This window comes from Shewanella sp. YLB-07, assembly GCF_009377275.1.
The window spans coordinates 71,864-97,972 of sequence record NZ_VOQB01000020.1 but is presented as its reverse complement, the minus strand read 5'-3'; the positions used below and the strand labels follow the sequence as shown (position 1 = coordinate 97,972).

The 26,109-nt window shown below is 48.4% G+C and carries 26 protein-coding genes; 1 reads left to right on the top strand and 25 read right to left on the bottom strand.

The annotated features are described in order from the left end of the window. Positions 1 to 42: 42 nt before the first annotated feature. Complete coding sequence (locus tag FS373_RS28970; protein ID WP_144048474.1) at positions 43 to 636, bottom strand: 2OG-Fe(II) oxygenase; 594 nt, start codon at positions 634 to 636, stop codon at positions 43 to 45. Between the two features lie 367 nt (positions 637 to 1,003). On the opposite strand from FS373_RS28970, the gene FS373_RS28965 reads away from it, so the two are divergent. Then, entirely contained in the window at positions 1,004 to 1,597 is a 594-nt protein-coding gene (locus tag FS373_RS28965) for an FMN-dependent NADH-azoreductase (RefSeq protein ID WP_144048473.1), read from the top strand. 215 nt (positions 1,598 to 1,812) lie between these two features. Here the strand turns inward: FS373_RS28965 and FS373_RS28960 are convergent, their stop codons facing one another. The 24 genes from FS373_RS28960 to FS373_RS28840 all read right to left on the bottom strand — a co-directional run bounded on the left by FS373_RS28960 (position 1,813) and on the right by FS373_RS28840 (position 26,006). Continuing rightward, entirely contained in the window at positions 1,813 to 3,045 is a 1,233-nt protein-coding gene (locus FS373_RS28960) for a beta-ketoacyl-ACP synthase (RefSeq protein WP_152831211.1), read from the bottom strand. After that, the gene (locus tag FS373_RS28955; RefSeq protein ID WP_144048471.1) at positions 3,045 to 3,779 is read right to left on the bottom strand and encodes a 3-ketoacyl-ACP reductase FabG2; all 735 of its coding nucleotides are present in this window, start codon (positions 3,777 to 3,779) and stop codon (positions 3,045 to 3,047) included. The genes FS373_RS28960 and FS373_RS28955 overlap by 1 nt, the downstream gene beginning before the upstream one ends. Continuing rightward, positions 3,776 to 4,276, bottom strand: coding sequence for a hotdog family protein (locus FS373_RS28950; protein WP_227993384.1), 501 nt, complete (start codon positions 4,274 to 4,276; stop codon positions 3,776 to 3,778). Before FS373_RS28950 ends, FS373_RS28955 begins: the two co-directional genes overlap by 4 nt. Further along, positions 4,276 to 5,487, bottom strand: coding sequence for a beta-ketoacyl-[acyl-carrier-protein] synthase family protein (locus FS373_RS28945; RefSeq protein WP_144048470.1), 1,212 nt, complete (start codon positions 5,485 to 5,487; stop codon positions 4,276 to 4,278). Before FS373_RS28945 ends, FS373_RS28950 begins: the two co-directional genes overlap by 1 nt. Before the next feature lie 55 nt (positions 5,488 to 5,542). Further along, positions 5,543 to 6,208 carry a DUF3261 domain-containing protein gene (locus FS373_RS28940; protein WP_144048469.1) on the bottom strand — a complete coding sequence of 222 codons (666 nt, stop codon included), beginning with the start codon at positions 6,206 to 6,208 and terminating at the stop codon, positions 5,543 to 5,545. Positions 6,209 to 6,218: 10 nt separating this feature from the next. Continuing rightward, positions 6,219 to 7,481 (bottom strand): NAD(P)/FAD-dependent oxidoreductase, encoded by a 1,263-nt coding sequence (locus tag FS373_RS28935; protein WP_152831240.1) that lies wholly within the window; start codon positions 7,479 to 7,481, stop codon positions 6,219 to 6,221. Further along, a complete protein-coding gene (locus FS373_RS28930; protein ID WP_144048468.1) occupies positions 7,481 to 9,877 on the bottom strand; it encodes an MMPL family transporter in 2,397 nt (798 codons plus the stop codon). Before FS373_RS28930 ends, FS373_RS28935 begins: the two co-directional genes overlap by 1 nt. Then, a complete protein-coding gene (locus FS373_RS28925; RefSeq protein ID WP_152831209.1) occupies positions 9,874 to 10,683 on the bottom strand; it encodes an outer membrane lipoprotein carrier protein LolA in 810 nt (269 codons plus the stop codon). The genes FS373_RS28930 and FS373_RS28925 overlap by 4 nt, the downstream gene beginning before the upstream one ends. Beyond that, the gene (locus FS373_RS28920) at positions 10,680 to 11,177 is read right to left on the bottom strand and encodes an acyl-CoA thioesterase (RefSeq protein ID WP_144048466.1); all 498 of its coding nucleotides are present in this window, start codon (positions 11,175 to 11,177) and stop codon (positions 10,680 to 10,682) included. Before FS373_RS28920 ends, FS373_RS28925 begins: the two co-directional genes overlap by 4 nt. Then, on the bottom strand, positions 11,174 to 12,736 hold the full coding sequence (locus tag FS373_RS28915) for an HAL/PAL/TAL family ammonia-lyase (RefSeq protein WP_144048465.1): 1,563 nt from the start codon (positions 12,734 to 12,736) through the stop codon (positions 11,174 to 11,176). The genes FS373_RS28920 and FS373_RS28915 overlap by 4 nt, the downstream gene beginning before the upstream one ends. Further along, complete coding sequence (locus tag FS373_RS28910) at positions 12,737 to 14,452, bottom strand: glycosyltransferase family 2 protein (RefSeq protein ID WP_144048464.1); 1,716 nt, start codon at positions 14,450 to 14,452, stop codon at positions 12,737 to 12,739. Then, positions 14,452 to 14,829, bottom strand: a complete 378-nt coding sequence (locus FS373_RS28905) for a thioester dehydrase (RefSeq protein ID WP_144048463.1) — start codon at positions 14,827 to 14,829, stop codon at positions 14,452 to 14,454. The genes FS373_RS28910 and FS373_RS28905 overlap by 1 nt, the downstream gene beginning before the upstream one ends. Continuing rightward, positions 14,822 to 16,186: an AMP-binding protein gene (locus FS373_RS28900; RefSeq protein WP_144048462.1), complete on the bottom strand. Its 1,365-nt coding sequence runs from the start codon at positions 16,184 to 16,186 to the stop codon at positions 14,822 to 14,824. The genes FS373_RS28905 and FS373_RS28900 overlap by 8 nt, the downstream gene beginning before the upstream one ends. After that, complete coding sequence (locus FS373_RS28895) at positions 16,183 to 16,731, bottom strand: hypothetical protein (RefSeq protein WP_144048461.1); 549 nt, start codon at positions 16,729 to 16,731, stop codon at positions 16,183 to 16,185. The genes FS373_RS28900 and FS373_RS28895 overlap by 4 nt, the downstream gene beginning before the upstream one ends. After that, a complete protein-coding gene (locus FS373_RS28890) occupies positions 16,731 to 16,979 on the bottom strand; it encodes an acyl carrier protein (RefSeq protein WP_112350979.1) in 249 nt (82 codons plus the stop codon). The genes FS373_RS28895 and FS373_RS28890 overlap by 1 nt, the downstream gene beginning before the upstream one ends. An 8-nt stretch (positions 16,980 to 16,987) precedes the next feature. Then, the gene (locus FS373_RS28885) at positions 16,988 to 17,242 is read right to left on the bottom strand and encodes a phosphopantetheine-binding protein (RefSeq protein ID WP_144049151.1); all 255 of its coding nucleotides are present in this window, start codon (positions 17,240 to 17,242) and stop codon (positions 16,988 to 16,990) included. Further along, the gene (locus FS373_RS28880) at positions 17,229 to 18,035 is read right to left on the bottom strand and encodes a lysophospholipid acyltransferase family protein (RefSeq protein ID WP_144048460.1); all 807 of its coding nucleotides are present in this window, start codon (positions 18,033 to 18,035) and stop codon (positions 17,229 to 17,231) included. The genes FS373_RS28885 and FS373_RS28880 overlap by 14 nt, the downstream gene beginning before the upstream one ends. Next, on the bottom strand, positions 18,028 to 18,744 hold the full coding sequence (locus FS373_RS28875; RefSeq protein WP_144048459.1) for a beta-ketoacyl synthase chain length factor: 717 nt from the start codon (positions 18,742 to 18,744) through the stop codon (positions 18,028 to 18,030). Before FS373_RS28875 ends, FS373_RS28880 begins: the two co-directional genes overlap by 8 nt. Positions 18,745 to 18,970: 226 nt before the next feature. After that, a complete protein-coding gene (locus FS373_RS28870) occupies positions 18,971 to 19,828 on the bottom strand; it encodes a DUF3014 domain-containing protein (RefSeq protein ID WP_152831207.1) in 858 nt (285 codons plus the stop codon). Between the two features lie 435 nt (positions 19,829 to 20,263). After that, on the bottom strand, positions 20,264 to 22,339 hold the full coding sequence (recG, locus tag FS373_RS28860; protein ID WP_144048456.1) for an ATP-dependent DNA helicase RecG: 2,076 nt from the start codon (positions 22,337 to 22,339) through the stop codon (positions 20,264 to 20,266). Positions 22,340 to 22,456: 117 nt separating this feature from the next. Then, positions 22,457 to 23,056: a response regulator transcription factor gene (locus tag FS373_RS28855; RefSeq protein ID WP_144048455.1), complete on the bottom strand. Its 600-nt coding sequence runs from the start codon at positions 23,054 to 23,056 to the stop codon at positions 22,457 to 22,459. 14 nt (positions 23,057 to 23,070) lie between these two features. After that, positions 23,071 to 24,168, bottom strand: a complete 1,098-nt coding sequence (locus tag FS373_RS28850; protein ID WP_152831205.1) for a sensor histidine kinase — start codon at positions 24,166 to 24,168, stop codon at positions 23,071 to 23,073. A 56-nt stretch (positions 24,169 to 24,224) separates the two neighbouring features. Further along, entirely contained in the window at positions 24,225 to 24,923 is a 699-nt protein-coding gene (locus tag FS373_RS28845) for a tetratricopeptide repeat protein (RefSeq protein WP_144048453.1), read from the bottom strand. A gap of 150 nt (positions 24,924 to 25,073) precedes the next feature. Next, positions 25,074 to 26,006, bottom strand: a complete 933-nt coding sequence (locus FS373_RS28840) for a calcium/sodium antiporter (RefSeq protein ID WP_152831203.1) — start codon at positions 26,004 to 26,006, stop codon at positions 25,074 to 25,076. Positions 26,007 to 26,109 lie beyond the last annotated feature (103 nt).

Here is a 26,109-nt window from a genome sequence, read left to right as displayed (position 1 = left end):
GAGCTAGATAAACTTGGCTAATCCGTATATCTATAGCTGCTGTTATTTCAGCCAACCCGTCACACTAAACCTTTGTTTATGATTCTCGACCACTTCATGTTCGATGAGATGGCTTTTAAAGATCACGGTTTTACCAAAAATAGGCTCGACCTCGATCACCTCATCGTCGAGGTGCAGCTTTAGTTCGCCACCATCTCCCTGTTGCCAGGTGTCATTCAGATAGGTGATAAAAGAAAACTTTCGATTGGAGTCATTCTTGAAGCGATCTATGTGTTTCTGGTAAAAGGTGCTTTTCTCATAACAGGCGTAATGAAATTCAAAGTCAGAAATTCCGGTGAAGCAGGCTCGGTTCAGATAGCTATAGAAGGCATGTACAGCTTGATAATAAGCCTGTTCACAGGGAACCTTGGAATTGGTGTCGATCCAGGATATTTTATCAGAGCGGATAAGATCATTGATTGAGCTGTTGGCACCATTGCCGATCTCGGCCCGTTTCAACTCTTCCTCGGTATGCTTTTTGAGGAGTTCAGTTTTCAATTCGAATAATATCTTAGGCTCGATCAGACCATCGACTACCACATAGTCCTTGGTAGCTAACTCATCTATGATGTGTTCGTAAGTTGCAACTGGAGTCATAATTTCTCTTCTAAAATAAATAAGTTACTCATAGATATGAATAACCTTGATCGATAACTAATAGTAATGGCTCAGGCGTACGTTGGTAAACGTCGAGCTAATACCAGATTTTACCTTAAAACCGACACTTTTTTCTATGATGTATATCCTAAGCTGGATACTTATTATCGACTGGCATTATATCGATTATTTATAATCAAAACTCATTTTCCATCCCAAGGTTGAAACCCGCTTACATCGATACAGTTCTATTTTTTAGGATGTTTTGATAGATTTTATCCGCTTTTATTCTTTTTTATGGTTTATTAAACTAGCTTCATCGAATTGAGAGATGATTTCTCAATCACTGGATCAGCTGGAGTTTATTATGTCTAAAGTTTTAATATTGAAATCGAGCATCTTAGGTGGCTACTCGCAATCGGGTCACTTGATTGAACATTTAAGTCAGCTTTGGACGGAGCAGGGAGCCGATATCACGGTTCGCGATCTGGCGGCTGAGCCTTTACCGGTTCTCGATGGTGAAATAGCCATGGGATTAAGAGGTGGGGATGATCTTTCTGAGCGTCAGCAAGAGGTGTTAAATCTATCTAACCAGCTGATTCAAGAGCTTAAAGATCACGACACCATAGTGATAGCTGCTCCTATGTATAATTTCTCCATTCCGACTCAGCTTAAGAACTGGATAGACCTAATAGCCCGCGCCGGGGTGAGCTTTACCTATACCGAGAATGGCCCAGAGGGACTGATCACAGGCAAGCGCGCCCTACTGATCACAACCCGTGGTGGGGTGCATAAAGACAGCCCTGCGGATCATGTTGTACCGTATTTGAAGACAGTGCTGGGCTTTATCGGCATCGAAGATGTTGAAACAGTCTATGGCGAAGCGCTGAGTATGGGCCCTGAGGCGACAGAGAAAGCCATGAGCGAAGCAAAAGCTGCATTGAATGCTATAGCGGCATAATTATACACTTTTGTAAAAAAGGCGCCTAAGGGCGCCTTTAGTGTTTATAGCTATGGGTATTAGTAATATTTCTTTAAGTATTTTGAGGCATATTTACGCAGCTTCTTCTCGCTACTGCTTTGTACCAATAGCTCGATAGTCAGTTTATATTTCTCATCACCTGTGGTGGCTTAAGCTTAAGCCGATGATCAATAATAATGTTCTCATTAGACTTCCTATCTATTCCATCGTTTAAAAATCAGTGATGTGTTGATCCCACCGAAGGCGAAGTTGTTACTCATCACATGATCTGTGTCGATATGGCGAATGTTATCTCGGATGTAATCTAACCTGCCGCAAGCGGGATCGATCTCGGTCAGGTTTAGTGTTGGCGCGAACCAGCCTTCATTCATCATCTCTATGCTGACCCAGGCTTCTAGTGCACCGCAGGCACCTAAGGTGTGACCCGTGTAGCTCTTGAGGGAAGAGATTGGCATGTTAGGACCAAACACTGAGTTGGTGGCTTGAGTCTCGGCTATATCGCCTCTATCTGTCGCTGTACCATGGGCGTTGACATAGCCGATGGCATCGGGAGCTAATTGGGCATCTTTCAATGCGTGTCTGATGGCGACTTCCATGGTGGTCGCATTGGGCTGAGTTACATGTACGCCATCAGAGTTAGTACCAAAGCCGACGACCTCGGCATAGATTTTAGCGCCTCTGGACTGAGCATGTTCCAGCTCTTCGAGCACTAAGGTGCAGGCACCTTCACCGATAACCAGACCATCACGATTCTTATCGAAGGGGCTGGGACTCAACTCAGGTGAGTCATTCTTGGTGCTGGTGGCAAATAGAGTATCGAAGACGACGGCTTCGGTGGCGCATAGCTCTTCGCCGCCGCCGGCAAGCATCAGGTCTTGCTGACCATATTTTATCGATTCATAGGCATAACCTATTCCCTGGCTACCCGATGTGCAGGCGCTGCTGGTGGTGTGGACCCGGCCCTTGAGACCGAAGAAGACGCCTACATTGACAGCAGTAGTGTGGGCCATCATGCGAATGTAGCTGGTGGCGGTGATGCCTGACATGTCACCATCCTTGAGCATGTCGCCGAAGGCTATAATAGGGTCCGTACTGCCTGTAGATGAACCATAGGCTATGCCCATGGCGCCAGAACTGACAACCGGGTCATCGAGTAGGTTTGCATCTATAAGGGCGAGTTCACTGGCTCTAGTTGCCATTAAAGAGACGCGTCCCATGGAGCGTACCTTTTTACGCGAGTAGTGTGCCGGTTTCTCGAAGTCTGTCACCGGGGCCGCTAAGCGGGTGTTGAGACCATCATATCTATTCCATTCGTCGAAGCGAACCACGCAGTTTTTCTGAGCTTTTAAATTTCTGGCAATAGTCGGCCAGTCCTGGCCCAAGCTGGATATGCCCCCTATGCCGGTGATCACTACACGTCTGGACATTAGATCATGCCTCCGTTAACCGAGATAACTTGCCTGGTGATGTACGCTGCATCTTCAGACATCAAAAACTTAGCGAGTCCCGCGATTTCAGCAGGTTTACCCATGCGGCGCATAGGCACGATATCCTTGATCATATCTTTGGGGAAATCTGCGACCATATCTGTCTCTATAAGTCCGGGAGCGATGCAGTTTACGGTGATCTTACGTTTAGCCAGCTCAAGAGAAAGGGCCTTCGTCGCGCCTATGATGCCGGCTTTCGAGGCGCTGTAATTGACCTGACCTCTGTTACCTGCGATACCTGATACCGATGCCATAGTTATTATGCGGCCGCCTTGGCGCGTCTGAATCATCGGCATTATGGTGGGATGAATCACATTGTAGAAACCATCTAAATTGGTATGTACTACCTTGTCCCATTCATTTTCTGTCATGGCGGGAAATGCGGTATCACAATTGATACCCGCATTGAGTATCACGCCATAATAGGCGCCATGCTGCTCGATATCGGCTGTGATGGCGGTTTTGACCTGCTCGCGATGGGCGATATCAAACTGTAGGCAAGAAACTGTGACACCCAGCGCAATAAGCTCGCGCTTAGTCTGTTCGGCCGCTTCGACATTGCTGTGAAAGTGCAGGGCGATATCGAATCCGGCCTCTGCCAACTGTAAGGCTATGGCTTTCCCTATGCCGCGGCTAGAACCTGTGATCAGTACTCTTCTGTTTTCGTTGTTCATTTTTGCTCTTCCTGCTTGCTCTCAGAGATATAGGTTTCGACATCCTGAGGCTGAAATACATTCACATTCGCTGTTGCGACTAAGGTTTGCCGATGGAATATCTGACAATCGAATACCGCCAGTCCGGACTCCTCTTGGTAGAGTCTGGTGACTCGAGTCTGATAACTTTCCCCCAGCCGGTACTCTGGTATATGCATCTGAAGCTTACGTGTGCCAAGCAAGAAACCGACGCGGATAATATCGCCACGGGACTTAGCTTCCACACCCGCGAGGGCGGCAATGCTCTGAGCCATATACTCGATACCAACGTAATTGGGTACGGCGTTGAGCTGTGTATCGAAATAGGGGCTGAGTTCGCCGATATCCACCTGGGTCAATAGGCTGTCAGTTTCATAGCTGATGAGGTGATCGATCAAGATCATAGGATCTCTATGGGGGATTACATCTGCAATCGCCATCTGAGATAGTTCTTGGGGTGACATCTGTTGTGGACTCATTATTTATTTTTCCCTCGCTGGTTTCTGGCGAGAATGAGGCTGGCGTTACTGCCGCCGAAGGCGAAGGAGTTGCTCATCAAATAGTTAAGTTCAGCACTCTGACCTTGGCTGACTAAGGGAAGTGACGGATCTTGTGGATCTTGAACGCCGTCCCATATCTGAGGTGGCAAGGTTTGTTGGCTGCTTTCCTGGCTCAATAACAGGTAACAAAATGCTGCTTCTATGGCGCCAGCTGCGCCTAGAGTGTGGCCTGTGATTGGCTTGGTGGAGCTACAGGGCGGAGGCGTCGAGCCGAAAACCTGCTTAATTGCTCTGCTTTCCATGGCATCATTTTTCTGTGTAGCTGTGCCATGTAGGTTGATGTAGTCGATGTCTTCAGCAATCAGATTGGCATCTTTCAGTGCCGACTGGATGGCAGCTATGGCGCCGCGTCCTTCGGGATGTGGCGCAGAGATGTGATGGGCGTCACTGGACTCGCCAATTCCGGCTAAGATCACACTGCTGGTGTCGTCAGCTGTTAGTTTTTCCAGTGTAAAAAGAGCTGCGCCTTCACCTATGTTGATGCCATCCCGGTTAATACTGAAGGGTTGGCAGTGACCCTTAGAGACAGATTCCAGCGAGCTAAAACCGTTAAGGGTTAGCTTGCAAAGACTGTCGCCGCCGCCGACGATCACCAGATCGCACAGATCCGCTTGCAGTAGGCGTCTGGCACTGGCGAAGACCTTGGCGCTGGATGAGCAGGCGGTGGATACTGTGTAACAAGGGCCGGAAATGTCGAAGTAGTGACGTAAAAAATCACTGCTGTTACCTAGCTCTTGCTGGGAATACTGATATTGTTCAGGAAAGGCCCCGGTTTGTGATCTTACCTTTAAGGCATCTTCACCCGCGCCGATCCCGGATGTGCTGGTGCCTATGACAATACCTATCCTTTGAGGGCCCCAGTCTGCTATTGCCCGGGCAACTCTGTCGGCAATCTGCTCTGCTGCACACAGGAGCAGTCGATTGTTGCGGCAGTCATATTTGGCCAGGAGCTTGGGTATCACAGGCAACTCGAAGGTGACTTCTCCCACTAAGGTTTCGGCATCGGGGATGATATCGGTTCGATTCTTCATCGCGCCAGTATCTCCCCTCGAGAGTCGGGGTAGTACGCTTTCAGCAGTCTTGCCCAGAGGCGTACACAAGCCTAAGTGTGAGATGGCTATTTTAGTCATTGTCTCTATTTATCTTCACTTTTTGATAGTGTGGGCCATGAAAAATATCAGCGACCTAAATTGGCGTTAGTGTTAACTCAAATTTAGCTTGCGGTATCTTCAGCGCTATTTCTGCCTGCCAAGGGTCATCATGACTGTACTCGATATTTACAATACTGTCATTCTGAGTGCCTGTGTTTACATTTATGGCCGGGTTGGAGCCAAGAGCATATATTTTTCGGCATCTGGACGCACCACAGTCACTTGAGGTTAGTTTTGCTCCTTGTAAATGAGCATTTACAGTCTCTTCGGGCCAATATATTAATTGAATAAGTGCCAGTAGATACTCGGCCTTGAACTCACTTCCCAATAAAACACTCTGTTCACTGGTGAGCGTGCTGCCGTCATAGATCAAGGTGAACAGTGCCTGACCCAAGGGGGCCAGTCCGACTAAGGTGAGCCCATTGGCGTCAATCTCGACTTGTGTCATCAGCTCATGTTGAGACGAATCGACTCTAATGCCTGCTTTTTGCGTTGCCGAGCGTACCCAGGTCTGACTCGTTTGGTCTAAGGGGATAGGTGCCAGACAATAATTAACGTCTTTGGCCAGAGCTACACAAGTTTGTCTCTGAAACGTCTGACTGCAGGCAGACAGCATGAATGCCAATAGGATAACGGCACTCAGTGCTATCACACTCTTTAGTTTGTGTTTAAGGCTTATAAGCAAGGTCAGTGAAATCACTATGAAACCCTTATCTGCATAATTCGACAATCATGTTTAAGCGACGCGCCGAGTCACTCACGAAGGGGTTGGTTTCATCCCAGGCGTATCCGGCTAAGATGGAGCAGATCATCTGCTTGATCTTATTATCGGGAGCATCGAAAAATATGATCTCCTGGAAACGGCCATCATACCAAGCCTCGACATAGGTTCTAAAAGTATCGACGCCGCGCATAAGAGGCTTAGCGTACTCGTTATCCCAGTCCAACTCTTCACCATTGAGTTGTCTGACGACACATTTAGCCGCCATGGAGGCTGATTGCATAGCGATAGTTACCCCAGAAGAAAAAACGGGGTCGAGAAACTCTCCGGCATTGCCCAGTAAGGCAAATTTGTCGGTAGCAAGGGTGGTGACATTAGCGGAATATCCCTTGAGCAGTGAGCATTCCCGTACTACCTCGGCATTGGCTAAGAGTCGGTGTAAGTTTGGTTCCTGTTTTATCATCTCCATGAGCACTGTCTGCAGATCGGCTTCGGCATCCCCCAAGAGATGTGGCTCGGCTACAACGCCTAATGAACACCTGCTGTCACTCAAGGGGATCAACCAGTACCAGATATCTTTATTTTCAGGATGAACACTGATTAGAATCTTCTGCCGATCGAAATGGACATTTTCCTGGGCACTGGGGTCGATATTATCCTGAATATGGGTAAATACGGCGGTGCGGCTCGGTAGGCAAGAGGGCTTCTCCAGATCTAATAATCTAGGTAGCACTCGACCAAACCCACTGGCATCGAGTAGGTATTTAGCCTGAATACAATAGTCTTCTCCCTCGCGGTCTCTTATGGTTAGTATCGGGTCTTGAGTCAGATCTATGGCTTGAACCGATTCACCGAAACGTATCTCTACCCCTTGGGACTCGGCCGTATCTGCCAGTAGTTTATCGAAACTTGCGCGCTCTACCTGAAACGTAGTGCCGGGGCCACTGGAAAATTTATCGGTGAAATCGAAGTGGGTATATTTGCCTTTAGAGCTGAAGGCGGCACCATTCTTAAACTGAAAACCTGCATTGTTAACAGCCTCGAGCATGTTGGCTTCTTCGATGACACTCATGCAGGCTGGTAATAGACTCTCACCGATAGAGAAGCGGGGGAAATCTTGCTTCTCTATGACTATGACTCGCTTTCCTTGCTGGTGGAGTAGGCTGGCGGCAATGCTACCCGATGGACCGGCACCGATAATTGCAACGTCGTAACTTGCTCGTATGCCTGGGTTTGAGTGGGGTGCTTGCATCACTTAACAGTCCTTGTAAACGTTTGAATAAAGGGGGAGAGCATAAAGGTGAAACCTATCCCTATCAGTAGGGTTAATCCAAAAAAGTGTATTGCTGGGGTACTGCTAAATGCCAGTAAGCCAAATGCCAGTATCGTAGAGCTAGCCGACATAAACACAGCCATCATTACGCCTCGACTCTGTTGTTTAGATTCGGCGAAGAACACACTGTAATCTACGCCGATACCGAAAACGAGGATCAGTGCCAGGGAATGGAATAGGGTGAGTGAGGCACCCGTTATTCCGAGTATGGCTAAGGTGAAAATCGCCGATAGTGCCGGTACGGCAACGACCAGGCAGGCTAACTTTATACTGAACCGGCTGCAAAAAATCAGTACTGCAGCCAGCATGGCCACAGCCAGCAGTATCAAGGTCAGCTGACGATACTTGCCCATGACCTTAGATATATCGCCGACCTTATCGACCAGCTGCACATGAGGGTAATCTGCGAAGAAATGACTGAGTTTATCTATATCTGAGATCCCGCCGATTAAGACTATGGCACCGAATTCTTCTTGACCAGCTGAAGGTGCGATCCATAAGGGGGCGAAGAGTTTTCCTGCTTGCGAACTTAAGAATGAGCTGGCATCGATATAATTCCCCTTGGCTGCCAGATACGCCTGTTTAAGCTGAGGGGCTAGCTCATCATCCAGACCAAGAGTGTCAATAACCTGGTTTAGATTCTGCTGATAAATCTCACCCTGAAGGCGATAATTGTTCTCTTGCCTGTGATGACTTGGGAGATAATTGCTCAGGCTGAATGAGTTACCAATTAGCTGTTGATTAAGCGCATTGTTTAATCTTGGGGCCAGCTCCTCTAAGTGCTGTAGCAAAGCTTGCTCGCTGTCGCCCCTGACTAACAGAAATTGATTATCCGTGCCACCACTGAGCAGAGCTCTCAATGTGTTCTCTTGTACTTGTACCTCAGGTGGGCTCTGCTGCAGGTTGCGGATATCATCATCGCTTGTCAGTCTCAGTATGCCAAAACTTGATACCGATAAGCAGATGATAACGATTAAGCTCAAGCCTTTAGTTGGGAGCTTTACCAGTAGGGTGTTAATTCTTTGTAGATATAGGTCTGCTAATTTGAGTTGCTTCTCGCCCTTAGGCAAGGTGCCCGATGCCAGTAATGGATAGGCAAGTACTAAAGTGATATAAGCCGAGATGAGGCCGGAAGCACAGAAAACGGCAACCTGTTGCATGCCGGGGAATGGTGCAAAACCTATGCTGGAGTATGCTAAGACGCTGGTGATAAGGGCCAGAGTGATCGCGGGAAATATGTGTTGGATAACTTGGGTCGCACTGGCATCAGGCTTATTCAAGCGCTCACAATAGAAATGAAAACTATAGTCGATGGCGATGCCTATCAAGCTGGTGCCGAAGACGAGCGTCAGCAGGTGCAGCTCAGAAAACACCCAGGTGGTCATGACGACGGCGACTAACATGCTAGTCGAGATGGTCAGTAAGGCTATGGTCAGTGGCATCAGGGAGCGAAATGCCAGCCAGACCAATAGGCATACGCCTATGAGTGAGGCCAGACCCAAGCTGGTGACTTCACTCTTAGCGAGTTGGGTTGCGGCGGCGGCATGGAAAAGTGCACCTGCTCTGAGTATCTCTATATCTGTATCTTGTAGCGCTAACCGCTCGAATGCCTGGGTGAGTACCGACATCTGCCGATCTTGCACCTTAGGATTGAAGGCGCTGCCGACTCCTTTTGCCATGACGATGGCAGCCACTTTGACCTTTGAATCTTCTGCCGGCAGCCTGGCAATCAGAATACCTTGATGTACTTCTAATGCTTGTTTAGGAGCTAAAGCTTGCAGGTTTTGCGGATAGAGTAGCAGGGGATCATTGGCTAGCAGGCCGCTGGTTGCGTAGCTAAATGCGTTATAGAGTTGCTGTTGAGCTTGTCCTATGAGGCTATCTAGCTTGCCGCTCTCTAGTGTTTGAGCCTGATCTGGCGTTAGCAGGCTAAACCTATGGGGGAAATAATAGTTATTGAGAGACTCGGCCTGATTGATATCGGCGCTCTTTATGTCGACAAAGATGCCTTTCCCCTGTTCATTGAGTTCTGCCATCACCCCTTGTGCAGCTTGGATAGCTTGTGCCTGGTTATCGGCAACAAAACCAAGGTAGATGGAGTTTGATAGCTGTTCTTCTACCCGCGACAGGGCGATATCTGTGAGGGGATCTTCCTGAACATTTGGCAACATGGCTAAAATATCACTCTGAACTCTAGCGCCACCTTGCCAGAGTGAGCAACCGATAATCACAATGAGGGACATCATGGTTAGCCAGATGGAGAATTTAAATTTTGCCGAATATTGGCTCAGCAGAGTGGCGAACTTATCGATCATGATGCCTGCTTAGGTTTAAGTTCGGGCTCGGTGATGGCTTGAGAAGGCTTGCCTTGTTCCTGAATGAAACCAGGTGAAACTAGCTCTAACTCCGCCTCAGTCAAGGGAGCATTGTTGATCTCTTCGAATTCGATTCTGCTGGTGTCCCCATTAGCGCTAACTAATGTGAGCGCCGAGATCTGATTGGTACCTTCTAATATCATCTGAGGGATGGCTTTTAGCATCAAGGGATCTTTGGGGATCAAGCCAAGTGTCCAGGGTGCCTGTGGATCTGCTGCCAGCAGGTAAAAGCTAAAGTGCTCATCTAAGGTCTGCAGTTCTCCACCGAGTAGGGCTTTTAGCAGGGTTGGCAAGGTCTGCGCCAGGGCGCCGGCTCCTTGATTACCGCGGGTTTGAGAGACCTGTTGCTTACCCGAACTATCGATTTGAATTAATGCATCATCCTTGAGTATTAAGGTGGATTTGAAGGGAGCCTCTTGACTCCAGACCAGACCCAGTTGGGCATCGAATATAAAACTCCCCTTGCTAATCAAAGGTTTTTTAAGCACCTTGAGACTTCGGTATTGAGTAAACTTTCCCTTGGCATGTTGGCTCAATTCGAGTCTCTTGCTGAGTTTCTCTATCTGTTGATTGTTTACTTCAGCTTGAAACAGAGCCTCAAACTTGGCTGTTTGTGCACTGACAACAGATAATTCACTGGTGTTAGCCTGAACTGGGCTGCTGGCCAAGAGTGAGAGTAACAGAGTCGATAGTAGTAATAGCGCCGGAGTTAGTCGCTCTCGAGAGCTGAAATTAATGTCTATCATCGACCGTTCCCCTCAGTACTTTTAGTTTTAATGCTTTCAGTTTGAGCGCTGTCGATATCAAGAGTGGGAATGAACTGGGCTAGCTTCTGCCTGAATACGGTCGGAGTCACGAAGCACAGCTCATTGTTTTTATCTACGGCGGCTTGGATGGTATAACCTTTAGTGAGACGTTTATTACTGGCTAGATCTCTGACTTGGTAGTTGATCTTCAGGCGGTTTTCCCACTCGACCAAGGAGGCTATCACCTTCACTTTTTGATCGAAGGTGCTAGGTTGCACATATTTTATCTGTAGATCTACGATTGGCCAGGAATAGCCCGAGGCTAACATTTCACGATAGCCATATCCGAACAGATCCAGCAGCTGACACCTAGCCATCTCGAAATAACGCAGATAGTTGCCATGCCAGGTGATCCCCATGGAGTCGACATCATGAAAGGGGATCAAGATTTCCAGCTCTGTGGTTAAGATGGATTTGCTGGACATTGAGGTCATGAACAGACTTCCCACTCACCAGCCTGGATTTTATCTACCGTCTGTCTAAGCACAGACTCTAGTGGCCTGTCTTCGGTTAACAGCTCGAAATCTGCCTTGACCTGATCTAAGGTTTTCGCCAACGAAGAGGTAAGTGAAGACTGGCACAGTTCATCTTGTGATATACGTAAATTGATCCCTTGAGTCATAGCCAGCAAGGCCGCTGCTGCTACCTGCTCGGTCAGCTGTAATACCCGCATGCAATCTCGCGCGGCTATGGTGCCCATGCTCACCTTGTCCTGATTGTGACATTCGGTGGAGCGGGAAAATACGCTGGCTGGCATGGTATTCTTCAGGGCTTCGGCGGTCCAGGCGGATGCACCTATCTGTACAGCCTTGAAGCCATGGTTGATGGAGCGTCTGGCTCCGGTCGCCGCCGATAAATTAGCGGGAAGACCGTTGTTGAACTTAGGATCCATGACCAGAGCCAATTGACGATCGATAAGATCGGCGATGTTGGCGACTGTGTTCTTCATCGAGTCCATAACGAAGGCGATATGACCGCCGTAGAAGTGACCACCATGAAGTATGTGCTCACCTTCTGCATCGACAATTGGGTTGTCGTTGGCACTGTTAAGCTCGGTCTCGATAAACTGGCGCATGAAGGGCAATGCATCTTGCATCACACCTATAATATGCGGTGCGCAGCGAATGGAATATCTGTCCTGCAGCCTGTCGGAATTGCGCGGATGCTCATGGTGATTGAGATCTGTGCGGATCCAGGCGGCTATCTGGTTCTGTCCCGGATGAGGCTTGGCGGCAAATAAAATATCGTCGAAGTGGTTCGAGTTACCCTTCAAAGTGAGGGAAGCCATGGCAGTGAGGCGACTGGCCAGACGACACAGGTACTGACCCCTGTCAAAGGCCAGACAGGCGAGTGCTGTCATGACGGCTGTGCCGTTCATTAAAGCTAATCCCTCTTTGGGACGTAGCTTTAATGGCTTGATGTTAAGCTTGGCATAGACATCGGCAGTCGGCTGACGTACGCCTTGGTAGATCACGTCGCGCTCACCCACAATCACGGCGGCAAGATAAGATAAGGGGGTGAGGTCACCACTGGCACCGACTGAACCCTCTTCGGGGATCACAGGAATAATATCTAAGTTGAGTAGCGTCTCTATGCGCTGCAGCAGTTCATAGGTCACGCCAGACTTTCCAATGGCCAGAGAGCTGAGACGACAGGCCATAACTGCTCTGGCTTGTACTGTGCTCAGGATGTCACCGAGTCCACAACCGTGAAAGCGAGAAAGATGCAAAGGCAGTTCGTGAACCAGATCGAGTCCGACCGTGACAGTACACGAGTCACCATAGCCTGTGGTTACGCCATAGACGACGCCTTCTTCATTGAGCAGGCTATCGATGAAGAGAGCACCCTTCTGGATATAGGTCTGAAAATCGCCTGTATCTTTTAATTTTGCCTTAGCGCCTTTGGCTACAGCCACCACATCTTCCAGGGTTAATGCCCTGTGACCAAATTGAACAATCATGTCCGTTGGGTTTGGTTGATTATTCTGAGTCATCTATTTATCTGTCCTATCTTTACCCTGAGAGTTGGCGCGTTGGATGTCGTCATCGTTATGCCAAAAATCAAAAAAATTAAACCATTGCAAGGGTTCTCGCCGTGCAAAATATTCGAGTCGAGCACTGTAGTGATTGACGGCTTCTTCGAGCCTTTGCATGCGGCCTTTTCTGGGGCCTTTGAGTGTATTTGAGAATGTTTCCAGGTGGACCACATAGCGGCCCTGTTCCCGTAAGCAGAACATAAGGTAGACAGGACAATCGAGCAGACCGGCAAGAATAAAGGGCCCCTGAGGGAAGGGGGCTGGTTCTCCCATGAAAGGGGCATATATGACCCGTCCTTGGCTGTTGGACGAGGTCCTGTCTCCTGCTATGACGACCAGTTCACCGTCTTCTATCTTCTGCTGCAGTAGCATAGAGGTGCTGGGACCGAGTTCGCTGACCTGGATCAGGTTGACTGAACTATCCGGGTTCAGCTGTTTCAGCACCCGGTTAAAGTTCTCGGCATTGTCTGTCAGCACCATGACGTTCACTTTCACCTTTTTTTGGTGAACCGATATCGCGCGGCATAGCTCTAAATTACCTAAGTGAGACACCAGTAATACGGCGCCCTGACCGGCTTCGAGCTGATCTGCCAGCAGGGCTCTATTAGGAAAGTCTACCTGGCTGAGTTGGATGCGGTCGCACCAGGCATCGATGCGATCTAGTGCCGCATTACCAAAGCCAAAGAAATGTTTGAGGCCGTGCTGCCATCCCAAGTCACCCTGCAGTTGAGGGTGCTCGGGATCGAATTTTTTCACCTTGTTGAGAAACTCGAGGGAGGCCTTTCTCGCGTTGTGCCCGGTGAGGAAGAAATACAAGATCACCGGATACATGATGGCGCGACAGAGCCAGTGGCCACCGAGTTTATAGCTAGATGCCAGCAACTTGATGCCCCAGTAACTACCTCGCTCGCCTATGCTTGACCAGTGAGAGTCTGATTCATCTCGATTGCCGCCTCCTAGAATCTTGCGAGGCAAGCGTTTTAGCATGCCGAAGAAAAGGCGGGTATGCATGGCTGAAATACGTAAATTATCCCATAAGCCCTGAAAATGGCTGATGCCGTCTTCGGGGTAGATGACTCGGGTCGGAAGATGAATGATTTGAACGCCTTGCCAGTGCAAGCGAACCATGATTTCGGTATCGAAATCCATGCGTTCGCCCAAGGCACTGGTGAGGAAAATCTGCTCGGTTACAGCCAGAGGATAGACTCGAAAACCGCACATGGAGTCCTGGATATCGAAACTTAAGGTCTCAACCCAGACCCAAAAATGGGTGAGGTAGCGGGCGTAAAATCTAATCTTAGGCACAGACTCATCATATTGAGGTAAGCCGGATATGAGTGCCTCTGGTTTTTCTTCGGCCTGAGCAAGCATGGCCGGAATGTCGTCTAAATTATGTTGGCCATCGGCATCGATCTGTAATGCATGGCTGTAACCATCCTTGTAGGCGGCTCTCAACCCTGTGGTAACCGCGGCGCCTTTGCCCCGGTTAAAGGGGTGGTGCAACAGGGTGACCCAAGAATAACGATTGGCTAGAGATGTCAGCAGGTGGCGAGTGGCATCATCGCTGCCATCGTTAACTAAATAGCAAGCCAGCTCAAGATGTGCCAGTTTCTCGAGGGTTTCCTCGATGGCGACAACATGGTTGTAATTGGGGATGACTAATGCAACTTGCATCAGTTGACCTCACAAATAGGTGTTGATTGAGTCGCGAGTGCAAGACGGCCAGATGCGAAGCGTTTGTCGCCATCGAAGTAACTGAAAATTAACTTGGTCTTTGCCTTGTTCTCGCTGATCTCCAGGGTCACTTCCGAGTCCGGTAACATCAATTGCTGAAACTTGAGCACCTCTAAGGTGGCAATATTTCGTGGGTAGCCGAAATGCTGACAACCTAAGCGAATGGCCCAATCCAGTTGAGTCACGCCTGGGAGCACGGCTTGATCGGGAAAGTGACCATTAAAAAATGGCAAATTTGCGGCTATGAAGAGGCGAAATATGATGGCATCGCCATCACTGCTCTTGGATAGGATCTGAGGCAAACTGGATTTAATCATGGTCGAAGAGCTCGGTTAGCTTTGCCTGAATGCGTTTCCCTTGTTTGTTGACGGGCAGCAGATCCGGATAGCGCCAACGTCTGGGTAAGGTCACTCGTTCAAATTGGCTCAACAGCTGGGCCTTGAGCAAGTTGTTCAGGCTCAGCTTGCCTTCACTCTCGAGGTGGGCCTTGCCATGTTTCGATAGTTCGATGACGGCGCCCAGTTGCATACGTGGCTGGTTTAACATAACCAAGGCGGCATGACTGACGAGGGGATGACTCTCGAGTAATGTCTCCATCTGCACCAGAGAGACACGTTTTTCTTCGATCTTGATGATGCGATCCAGGCGTCCTTCCAGTCGAAACAGCCCAGGTTCGATGAGGGTTATCTTATCTTCACATCTAAGCCAATCCTGGTCTTCTAAATAGGGGGACTTGACGGTGAGGGCGCCATCTTTGGGGTCTTGTGATATTTCAACATTGGCAAAGGCTTGCCATGGTTGATCTTGTCTCATCTGGCGTCGATAGCCGATACCACCGGTTTCCGTGCTACCGAAAACTTCGATGGGCTGACGTCCATAACAATGGGCTATGCCTTGAGCCGCGTCGAAACTCAATGGACCGCCGGAACTGAAGACTAAGCTGGGTGATCTCAGCTGCTTCTCGTTGTCCAGAGACTCAGGCAAACGGGACAACTGAGCCGGGCTGCTGATGAGACATAGATTAGGGAACAGGCTGGTGTAGTAGGTCAGGGTCTCCGGATATTCGATGATATCACTCAAGAAGGGACGCCCGGCGGCCAATGGCCAGAGGATTTTGAACAACAAGCCATAAATATGTTGATGTGAAACCGTCGATACCACGCTACATTGAGGCAAATGTTTGGCGAACGTGTGCTCTAATACGGTGACTTCGGCGTCTAATTGAGCGAGTGACTTACGGACGGCTTTGGGCTGGCCACTACTTCCTGAGGTATACAGCACCAACTCGCCCCATTTCTCACTAGTCGGCCATTGGCTTGTAGCCGATGAGAGCTCTTTTTTAAGCATGACTAAAGCCTTACCTTCACATAAGGCCTTATCTGAAATCACGCCATCGAATTTATGGGTCAACTCACTCAAGCTACCCGCTTGGGTATTAGCAGGTAAGATGATCTCTTTTCCGGCAAGTAGTGCGGCACATAAACCGACAGCAAACAGGTCACTGGAATCGCAGGCCAATAACCAACGTCGGCAAGGTGATTGGATCAGCTGCCGATGCACACTCGCAACCTGGTTGGTGAATGCACCGCCAGTGATAATATCATGATGGTTAAAACTGATAAGCTGTTGGCTCGAAGGCCCCTTGGATAACCAAGATTTGAGTAACTCTGTCATGATTTATTCAACCAAATAGTTCTATACAACCACTCGCCACCCAGTAGCGAACCGATAAGCAGATAGGCGATGAGCCCGTTATACAGTGTCCAGATCTCTAATGAGGCGTAGTGTGCCGTGTATAAAGCCACTGACCCATTAAAAACAAATAAGCCACACCATATCTGGGTGACTTTTTTCAGGTAAGGAATCGCCTCGTCCGGAAGTTCGGGCTCCTTCAATCTTGCTAGCCTCTCTATCATGCTGGGGCCTAACTTTAGAGAGTAAACAAACAGCATCAGCATGCTGAGGTTTATGACCACAGGATAATAGAGTAACCAGTCATGCCGTTTGGCAATAAAACTCGCCGCCGTTAACCCTATGCCTACTATGATAGGCAAGATCATGGCTTTGACTTGTTGCTTCTGAATCAATAATCGTAGAATTAAGATGAAACAAAGCACCATAGCTATGGTGCCAGCAGGCAAATAGTTGAGTCCGAAATAGACTGCTAAAGGGTATCCCAGCAGCAGAATACCTGTGACTATTTGCAAAAATAACCGCATTATTCTTCGACGAGTCCTTCGATGGCTGAAACCACATCGTCTACGGTGCGCACGGCTTTAAACTCTTCAGGTTTGATCTTCTTGCCTGTCATCTGTTGTAGCTTGATGACGAGATCGACAGCATCGATACTGTCCAGATCGAGTTCTTCATATAGGGAAGCTGATGGTGATATATCAGCCTCATCGATCTCAAATTCATCAACTAAGATGCGAGTTAAGGCTTGCAGTATTTGTTCACGGCTTTGCATAATATCTCCTAAGCTCGCTGTGATTCGATAAAGCTGGCCAGACTCGACACGCTATGAAAATGTGCCTTAGTGGCGTCTGAATTGGCTTCGATTTTGACATCGAATTGCTTCTTGATTGCCAATCCAAGCTCCAGGGCATCGATTGAGTCTAGTCCCAGGCCTTCACCGAATAGCGCCGCCTCGGTATCGATGTCATCGATAGTGACATCTTCGAGATCCAGGCAATCTATGATTAATTGTTTTATTTCGTTATGTAGTTTCATCATCTTCTAAGTTCGTTTTAAAGTAATCTTCCAGATCCCGTGTCAGTTGACGTGCCATTTTCGCATCGCCACCGGCAATCGCATCATACCTGATATGGTCGATGGTTTCGCCTACTTCGACTCGCATGCCTATGGTGCGACGGGGTATTTGATACCAAGCTTCTTGTTTACTCAAGCCTGGTGCATCGGTACGAAGAACCACAGGCAATAAATCTGTCTTGGTTCTCAGTGCAATATTGGCGGCGCCTCTGGCAAAGTTGTTAATGCTGGTGCCTAAGACTGTGCGTGTGCCTTCGGGGAAAATAATTAAATTGGTCCCGCTTTTTAGCACATGTCTGCAATCTTCGAGTAGTAATTCGGCGCCTCGATTGGGGATATAGCCGGCACAGGCGACCACACCTCGCATGAAAGGGTTTCGCCAAATCCCTTGTTTAACGATACAGCCCGCGTTGGGCATCAAGCTTATCAACACTACCACATCGACTAGGGTGGGATGATTAACGATCACCACTCTTCCTTTAGCCGAGGCGAGACGCGCTATATTATCAGGACTAACCTTGATGACCCCAGTCCAGCTCAGCATATAAACGAAACCGCGAAACATGATGTGCACCGTTTTCTGTACACGGCGGATTCGCTCTAATTCTGTGCCTGGCCAGAATCTCAACAGAGGTAAGATGGTTAATGAGCTCAGCAATCCGCCGATACCAAAGGTGATATAACAACTGACGCCCCCAATCCATCTGGGAATATAGGCTAATCCTGTTAATCTGACAGCAGGCGTGTCAGTCAAAGCTGAGTTGCCAATGATAGTTACCCAAATTACCGGCTAGAGGCCTGGCAACAGACAAACTGTGTACTAGCTCACCATAACTAATATTTTTCACTTCCCGGGTCTGACTGAGCGTTAATTGCGGTTTTGCACATGTCTCATCGTATCGCTTGAGAACTAAGGCGAGAGAGAGGGGAAGGCCAATTTCATCAACAAAATGTGTGTATATGTCAGGCACAGGCTGATCGCCGAAGACGAGTAATACCGGCGTTGAATCTTCATAGAGTTGAGCATATGCTTCGATAAGCGCCTGTGGCAAGCTTTCTTCACCTGCGGCGATAGAAGTCGATGGTGCTCGATTATCCGTAAGAATACTGTAAATACCGCTTGCTGTGTTGTGCACTGATTGGCTAAAGGCCGTCGGAGAAAGAGGTTCTTCTTCTACTATGTTATCCAGTAAGCCTATGGTGCGATGTAACTCTCCGTGCCTGGAGGCAAAAATTGTGCGGCATGAATTAGCTGCATCGGCCTGAAATGCGGCCTCGAGTTGCATCTTAGTCAAGGCGCTATAGCGTCGTCGCTTCATCGCAGGGACTTGAGCTAATTTAGGTGCATCAGGCACAGAGGAGCTTTGGTGATCATCGGAACTTTGCCAATGCTGCCAATCTTGGGGTTGCTGATATCGGGGGGACCAGGCTCCCCAAGAACAAATATTAAACCTTAACTGCAACGGAATGCCTCTGACACTACTAATAAAGATTGAGAATATAACCAGTTAAATCAAGGGATGACCTAGTCAGTTCCCGAGCCAGTTAATTGTCATTTTGGCGTTATTCTACACTAGATTAACTGAGATGATGAAGTGTTTTGAGATACAGGTGTTGTTGATATGTATACACTTGTGTAGTCTGAAGTGTTAAAACCCGCAGTCAGAGCCGCGGGTCAGTTTGTTAGGGTTAGCCTGCTAAATACTTTTTCAGCTTACGCAGCGCCGCTTTCACTTTCTTAGTGTTTTCCGGACCCATGCGGACCAGGAGTTTCTGAGCGTTGGGTAGTGCTTCGAGCTGAGGGTCGACAAATTGATAGTTTACGCTGACACCATCTAACTCAATGGGCTGCTCTATGACAGGTGCCGCCAGCATGATGTCGATCGCCTGTAGTAACCTCTGATTGAAGCTCATCTCACCATAGCCTAACTCCTGGAATGCCTCTCCCAGCAAAGGCGTTAACTCCTTGTAGGTCGCTGCGAGTTGCTGTTCATCCAGGTTGGCGACGAAATTGGCGTACAGATCATATCTGTGATAGCTATCGGGATTAAGATAGGTCTTGTTGGTTATGTCAGAAACGGTGAAGATTCTGTCGGGTGCCTTCAGTGGGCTCACTTTTCGTGCCAGTTCACCTTGGGCTAAGTTATCGACGAAGACCACGAAATGTCTGACCAGATCTTTCTCGACTAACAGAGGCTCGATCTTCATGCCATCGGCAATTTCTACCGTTTTTTTATGTACATAGCCATCGCTGTTACTTAACGTTGGCAGAGGCTCCACTTGAACTTGAGGTTCTACTTCAATGACTTCAGTTTCTACTATCTCTTCGATCACAGGTTCCGGAATATCAGCAACCGTTACCAGGGGCTCTTCAATGATGTCTGCTATTTCAAGAGGCTGCGGCACAGGCTCAGGTTCACCGGCTTGGAAGTAATAATAGGCACCTCCTGCAATGATCGCAGCAACCGCAACGGCAACAATGGCTAAGGTATTGGTATTCGCTGACTTCTCTTGTGGCGCGATTCTATCTTCTTGATTGACTTGCATGTAATACCTTTTATAAATAGGACTCGGTTACAGGAGGTGACGGTTCTAATACCATTCCATATAAGTATCTGGTCAGTTCAGAGACTCTCAGTTTTTTCAATTCAAGGCGCATTGATGAGGAAATGGTTATTCCCTTTTAAGTCAATGCAACACAGAAGTGGAAACATTGAGAGCCTCACGCAGTGCGGGTTTCAAAGCCCTTTATGCTACGTTGAATGTTCTCGATATAGAATAACTATTAGCTTCAAACATCCGCCTTGCCTACAGCGCTTTGAACTCCCGCTGAATGATCAGATACTTACTCGGAATGGTATAAGGTGGAGTACCAAAAAGAGGGCTTCTCCATTTTGCAAAATTTAGCGGCCATGTCTATAGGTATTGGCCGAATTAAAGAATAATTAATCGAATAAAAATTAACGGATTTATGCCTGTTCTCTAAGCTTGAACGTACTGCTCTCGATCACCTAGCCAACGTTGCACTATGCCATCGACATTATCCGGGACCTGCTCCATGATATGCACGGCTAGCTTCTGAATGTGGGGGATCAGCGCCTGGTCTCGAACCAGATCGGCAATTTTCATATCGGCAATGCCAGTCTGCTTGGTACCTAATACTTCGCCTGGGCCTCTTATTTCCAGATCCTTCTGGGCTATGATGAAGCCATCGTTGCTACTCCTAAGTACCCCCAATCGCTTGGTTGCCGTCGGTGACAAGGGGGCCTTATACATGAGTACGCAGTGACTGGCGACGGCGCCTCGCCCGACTCGTCCCCTGAGTTGATGCAATTGAGCCAGGCCTAAACGTTCCGGGTTTTCTATGATCATCAGGCTGGCATTAGGAACATCGACTCCCACTTCTATGACTGTGGTGGCAACCAGAAGGTTCAATTCGCCAGATTTGAACTCGGCCATAATGGCCTGTTTCTCGGCGGACTTCATGCGCCCATGGATCAAGCCAATCTTGAGTTCGGGTAGTGCTAATGTCAGCTCTGCGGCGGTATCTTCTGCCGCCTGACATTCCAGAGCTTCGGACTCTTCGATCAAGGTGCATACCCAGTAGGTCTGCCTGCCATCATGGGTGGCGGCATGGCGAACTCTCTCTATTACTTCATCGCGCCTCATATCGGCAACGGCTACGGTTGTCACCGGAGTTCGCCCGGGCGGCAGCTCGTCGATCACTGAAGTATCGAGATCGGCATAGGCGGTCATGGCCAAGGTGCGTGGAATCGGCGTGGCGGTCATGATCAGCTGATGAGGGTGGAAGCCCTGGCTGATGCCTTTCTCTCGTAAGCCAAGTCGTTGATGAACGCCGAATCTATGTTGTTCATCGATAATGATCAGGGCAAGATTGTTGAAGACTACTTGCTCCTGGAATATGGCATGGGTGCCGATAACGATATTAGCCGCACCGGACTCAATATCTTGTAAAGATTGTGCTCTGGCCTTGCCCTTTATTTTACCGGCTAGCCAGCCGACTTTTAGCCCGAGAGGTTCAAACCAGAGAGCGAAGTTATCGGCGTGTTGCTCGGCTAACAATTCAGTAGGGGCCATCATAGCTACCTGATAGCCATTTTCTATGGCTTGTAATGCCGCTAAGGCTGCCACTAACGTCTTCCCCGAGCCAACATCCCCCTGAACCAGGCGCATCATAGGTGAGTTTTTTTCGAGATCGCTGCAGATTTCAACGCCGACTCTTTGTTGCGCCCCAGTGGGGTTAAATGGCAGTGCCTTCAGGAAAGGGTTGAGTAGTTTGCCCGTTGCGACCAGGCTCACAGCATGGTCGCGATTGCTGCGTTGACGTAACTTGAGCATGCTCAGGTTATGGGCCAGAAGTTCCTCTTGGATCAAGCGTAGCTGCGCCGGGTGGTGACCTTGTTCCAGATCGAACAGGGAAACCTGGTTATTGGGTCTATGTAATAGCTGTAAGGCCGCATTGAGACTCAGATTGTTCGGTTGCAGCTGAGGTGGGAGTAGTTCCTGCAAACCGCCCTCGTCGAGCATGGCTAAGGCTTGGTCTGTCAGTTTTATCCAACTTGCCTGCTTTAAGCCTTCGGTTGTCGGGTACACAGGCGTCAGCGTTTCACTCATCACCAGATCGGCATCTTCGTGAATCAGCTTGTATTCAGGGTGAATGATCTCGGCCTGATGTTTGCCGCGACGTATCTCACCATAGGCCCTGATGCTTGTACCATTGACTAAGCCATTCTTCTGCGCCACAGAAAAATTAAAAAACCTGAGGGTTAAGTAGCCAGTGTCATCTCGTACTGTACAGGTCATCATGCGCTTACGCCCCTGGATGATCTGACTGGACTGGATCACGGCTTCTATGGTGCCGTAACTGCCTGGATAGAGTGAGGCTATTGGGTATATCTGAGTACGGTCTTCATATCTTAGTGGTAGGTGGAATAGTAGATCTTGTACCGTGATGATGCCGAGCTTAGCCAGACGTTCGGCCATCTTCTTGGCAACGCCCTTAAGATCTGTGACAGGAACAAGATCGAGTCTCTTCACGCCCGCTACCCATTTTATCAGTTGAATGTTATCTGAGCGAAACACTCAAACACTGTATTTATATACATATACTATCAGATAAACCCATGATGGCAATGTTAGGGCCGATTTAACCCTTTACAGCCAGCCCTTCTGCCTCGCGATCCGGGCGGCATCGATTCTGTTCGTGGCGTTGAGCTTGCCGATGGCCTCCGAGAGGTAATTACGCACAGTGCCCTCGGCGATGAAGAGGCTGGTGGCTATCTCGGCGGTTGTTTTTCCCTCTGCGGCTAGACGAAGTGCACGGCGCTCTTTGTCATTGAGGGGATCAATTTCATCTCCTATGGCCATGATAGCCAGTTCAGGGTCGATGACCCGCTTACCAGCCATCACCTGTTTTATTGCATGAATAAGGCTGTCAGAGGGGGCATCCTTGAGTAAGAAGCCTCCGGCACCAGATTCTATAGCGCGTTTAATGTAACCGGCTCTGCCGAACGTGGTGAGAATGATCACTTTAATTACGGGTTCTTGCTGCTGGCACCATTTGGCCAGTTCCAGCCCGGTTAATCCCGGCATTTCAATATCGGTTAGCAGAAGATCATAGCGGTTGGCTTTGAGTAGAGATAGGGCTTCATTTCCGTCACACGCTTGAGTGATTTCAAATTCACCATCTAAGCTCAAGAGTGCAGCCAGTGCGCCCCTGACCATGGCCTGATCTTCTGCCAATAAAATTTTCATCCCCGAGTGACTCCTTATGATGCTTGCTGAGGTGGGAGCGTGATGGTGAATCTACTTTGCTGATCCACCATGTAATCTAACTTCCCCTGAACGTCTTTCAAGCGCTCTCTTATGCCTTTCAAACCATTACCTTCGACAATTTTTGCTGCTTTACCGTTATCTGTGATGCTTATGGTGAGCTGGTCTGCAGATCTGTCAAAAGTAAGGCTGCAATGATCGGCCCGACTATGGCAGATCACATTATTGCAAAGCTCTGTGAGACTTAAAATAACTTGAGTTTCAAGTTTAGAATTGAGCTGGGGAATATCTCCCTCCAGACTCACACTTAATCCCTTGTCTCGCAAAGTTTGGCAGAGGTGCATTACGCTGGAACTCAAGCCTTTATGTTTGTAGCCTGAGACGGTTTGCCGTACCTGACTCAAGCTATCTCTGGCTATTTCGTTTAGTTCTCTTAGCTGCACCTTGGCTTGCTCAATCTGATTTTTGTCTAAGAGCTTTGCGGCCAACTCTGCCTTCAAGGAGATGCTGGATAGGTTGTGACCCATGATGTCATGGAGATCTCTTGCGATACGCTCTCGCTCCAACATGGTGGCCAGCTGACTGATTTCGGCTTTACTCTTTTGTGCTCGACAATGAGCTTCGACACGCTTTTGCTCGGCGACGCCGAATAAGCCCACTCCGGCGATCAGTAGTCCACCGTAACTGATAAAGTAATAATGATTTATTTCCAGTAAAAATGTGAGCGTAGCAAGCAGTGCCACAAAGCCTATCAGACTGATAAAAGCCGTTCTCAGTGAATAGTAGAAACCGATGAAGAAGCCGGCGAATGTGAATAGAGAAAGGGAGCCGGTATTGATCGGAGTAATCGCTATGCCCAGAATTATCATGGCTAGAATGGGATAGATAGCTTTATCTTTCGGGCTACGATATGCCCGGAAATAACAATAAATGAAGGGGACCAGAGTTAGCAGGCTTATGGCTATTTGCCATATAGGCTTGTCACCTATGAACAGAGGGATTAGATAGAAGACTAGGTTTACCAGATAAACCCAGGCGAGTTTATCCTCTGGTGAACGCTTCTCTGAATCGACGATAGCATTAAGGTTATTCATAACTCTTTCCTTTGAGATAAGGCCGCTCAGCTCATCACTAAGCAGCTTTATTTGGGTTACTGACTTGCATTCTTGTCTTGCTTGAGTAAGAAGTGAGCCCAGCCGTAATCAGGCTGTACATTAACCGCTTCGTGCCAATCGTCTATCGCACCTTGTCTATCTCCGCTACTCTGTTTTGCCAGCCCTCGCCAAGTATACGCCTCGGCGTGACCCCAACAGATGTTATCGCAAGGATTCGCAAAGAGATCAATAGCCTTACTGCTTAAGCTAATAGCATTTTCCATGCTGCCACCATAGGCTGCCGGCGTATTAAAGGTCGATATTGCTTCGGTGAGCACCACTCTAGGGTTATCGGGCTCTAGTGTTTGAGCTTGGGAAAGTGCTAGGCCAACTTTAGCACCATAGACACTGGCTTTCATTGGGTTGAAGCCTATCTGCATGCCGTAAACGGATGCAAGCAGGGCGAGGTTTTCAGCATTGGATGAGACTTGATTTAATGCTTCAAGACCTGATTGAGCACTGTTTAATGCTGTACTAGCAAGTACTGGTTGGCCGAGTACGTTGGCGCTGATAGCGAGGCGGTAATTTGCATATGCTTGAACATAATCTTGGCTTTGCTGACTTAAGGTTTGTAGCTGCTCTAGATTCATCCTGTTAGCTGCGACATCGATCTGTTCGATATCGGTGGCCATAACCATTTGGCTACAGAGTGCCAACATGCCGCTAAGGCTGCCTAATAGTAAGATAGTTTTCATGATGATCTCCTTGAGAATGAATAAAGTCCCTGTATTGGGTACAGGACTAGTATCAGAGAGATTGCAGGTAACTTGCAGGCACAAAAGTCATAAGATCATGATGACAATTGTCATCATGATCTTATTCTCAGGGTATAGATGAGTTGAATATTAGGCTGAGGCTTGAACGATTAGATAGCCCATATAGCTGAGGTAAGCGATTAGCAGTATGGCACCTTCGCGGCGGCCTATTCTGAATCCTGTCCAGGCGAAGGGCAGCAAAAGCAGGGATAGCGCCAACATGACGATAAAATCGAAGTCTTGAATACCGGCGGAGGCAATAGGATGAACCAGAGCGGTTACACCTAAGATACCCAATATATTGAACAGATTAGATCCGACTATGTTACCTATGGCTATGTCACTCTCTCCTTTACGCGCGGCCACAATAGAAGTGACTAGCTCAGGCATGCTGGTGCCTATGGCGACTATGGTTAACCCTATGATGACTTCACTGATCCCAAATGTCCTGGCGAGATCGACAGCACCATCGACGAAGAGTATTCCGCCGCTGACGAGCATGGCGATCCCTATGATAATAAACAACACAGAAAGCATAGGTTTTTGTGGGCTATCATCTATCTCTTCGCTGTCACCACCATTGCGTGAGCTGATATAGCTGAAGCTGAGATAGCCGACTAATAAGCTGAAGAGCAGGGCGCCATCCCAGAAGCTGAGCTCGCCATCGACGAGTAAGCCCCAGAAGAGCATAGAGGCAGCGATCATGATGGGGATATCACGCTTGACCATCTGTGACTTCACCTGGATTGGACGTATAAGGGCAGTGATTGCCAAGATGAGTCCTATGTTGGCGATGTTAGAGCCGATGACATTACCTAAGGCTATGCCGCTATTGCCAGCCAGGGCAGATTTTAAACTTACAGCTAGTTCGGGGGCACTGGTACCGAAGGCGACTATGGTAAGGCCGATAATCAGAGGTGCAATACCTAGTCTGAGGGCGATAGCGCTGGCGCCCCGCACTAAAGCTTCGGCACCTAAGGTGAGGATCACGAAGCCACCTATGATATAGAGAGCGATTAACATCTTAGTTCCAATTATCCTGTGGTAAATTTTCGATTAGCTAGCTTAAAGTTTTTTCACCATAAGGCAAACATTAACGTCATATTATGTCATTAATGTTTCTATA

Bases quoted from the DNA above. Each gene is read 5' to 3' on its own strand.
- FS373_RS28915 (WP_144048465.1), bottom strand. From the start codon at position 12,736: ATGACTCAGAATAATCAACCAAACCCAACGGACATGATTGTTCAATTT.
- FS373_RS28900 (WP_144048462.1), bottom strand. From the start codon at position 16,186: ATGACAGAGTTACTCAAATCTTGGTTATCCAAGGGGCCTTCGAGCCAA.
- FS373_RS28920 (WP_144048466.1), bottom strand. From the start codon at position 11,177: ATGACCTCAATGTCCAGCAAATCCATCTTAACCACAGAGCTGGAAATC.
- FS373_RS28890 (WP_112350979.1), bottom strand. From the start codon at position 16,979: ATGCAAAGCCGTGAACAAATACTGCAAGCCTTAACTCGCATCTTAGTT.
- FS373_RS28925 (WP_152831209.1), bottom strand. From the start codon at position 10,683: ATGATAGACATTAATTTCAGCTCTCGAGAGCGACTAACTCCGGCGCTA.
- FS373_RS28955 (WP_144048471.1), bottom strand. From the start codon at position 3,779: ATGAACAACGAAAACAGAAGAGTACTGATCACAGGTTCTAGCCGCGGC.
- FS373_RS28935 (WP_152831240.1), bottom strand. From the start codon at position 7,481: ATGCAAGCACCCCACTCAAACCCAGGCATACGAGCAAGTTACGACGTT.
- FS373_RS28930 (WP_144048468.1), bottom strand. From the start codon at position 9,877: ATGATCGATAAGTTCGCCACTCTGCTGAGCCAATATTCGGCAAAATTT.
- FS373_RS28945 (WP_144048470.1), bottom strand. From the start codon at position 5,487: ATGACTAAAATAGCCATCTCACACTTAGGCTTGTGTACGCCTCTGGGC.
- FS373_RS28965 (WP_144048473.1), top strand. From the start codon at position 1,004: ATGTCTAAAGTTTTAATATTGAAATCGAGCATCTTAGGTGGCTACTCG.
- FS373_RS28895 (WP_144048461.1), bottom strand. From the start codon at position 16,731: ATGCGGTTATTTTTGCAAATAGTCACAGGTATTCTGCTGCTGGGATAC.
- FS373_RS28905 (WP_144048463.1), bottom strand. From the start codon at position 14,829: ATGATTAAATCCAGTTTGCCTCAGATCCTATCCAAGAGCAGTGATGGC.
- FS373_RS28885 (WP_144049151.1), bottom strand. From the start codon at position 17,242: ATGAAACTACATAACGAAATAAAACAATTAATCATAGATTGCCTGGAT.
- FS373_RS28845 (WP_144048453.1), bottom strand. From the start codon at position 24,923: ATGAAAACTATCTTACTATTAGGCAGCCTTAGCGGCATGTTGGCACTC.
- FS373_RS28950 (WP_227993384.1), bottom strand. From the start codon at position 4,276: ATGAGTCCACAACAGATGTCACCCCAAGAACTATCTCAGATGGCGATT.
- FS373_RS28840 (WP_152831203.1), bottom strand. From the start codon at position 26,006: ATGTTAATCGCTCTCTATATCATAGGTGGCTTCGTGATCCTCACCTTA.
- FS373_RS28970 (WP_144048474.1), bottom strand. From the start codon at position 636: ATGACTCCAGTTGCAACTTACGAACACATCATAGATGAGTTAGCTACC.
- FS373_RS28850 (WP_152831205.1), bottom strand. From the start codon at position 24,168: ATGAATAACCTTAATGCTATCGTCGATTCAGAGAAGCGTTCACCAGAG.
- FS373_RS28960 (WP_152831211.1), bottom strand. From the start codon at position 3,045: ATGTCCAGACGTGTAGTGATCACCGGCATAGGGGGCATATCCAGCTTG.
- FS373_RS28870 (WP_152831207.1), bottom strand. From the start codon at position 19,828: ATGCAAGTCAATCAAGAAGATAGAATCGCGCCACAAGAGAAGTCAGCG.
- FS373_RS28855 (WP_144048455.1), bottom strand. From the start codon at position 23,056: ATGAAAATTTTATTGGCAGAAGATCAGGCCATGGTCAGGGGCGCACTG.
- FS373_RS28910 (WP_144048464.1), bottom strand. From the start codon at position 14,452: ATGCAAGTTGCATTAGTCATCCCCAATTACAACCATGTTGTCGCCATC.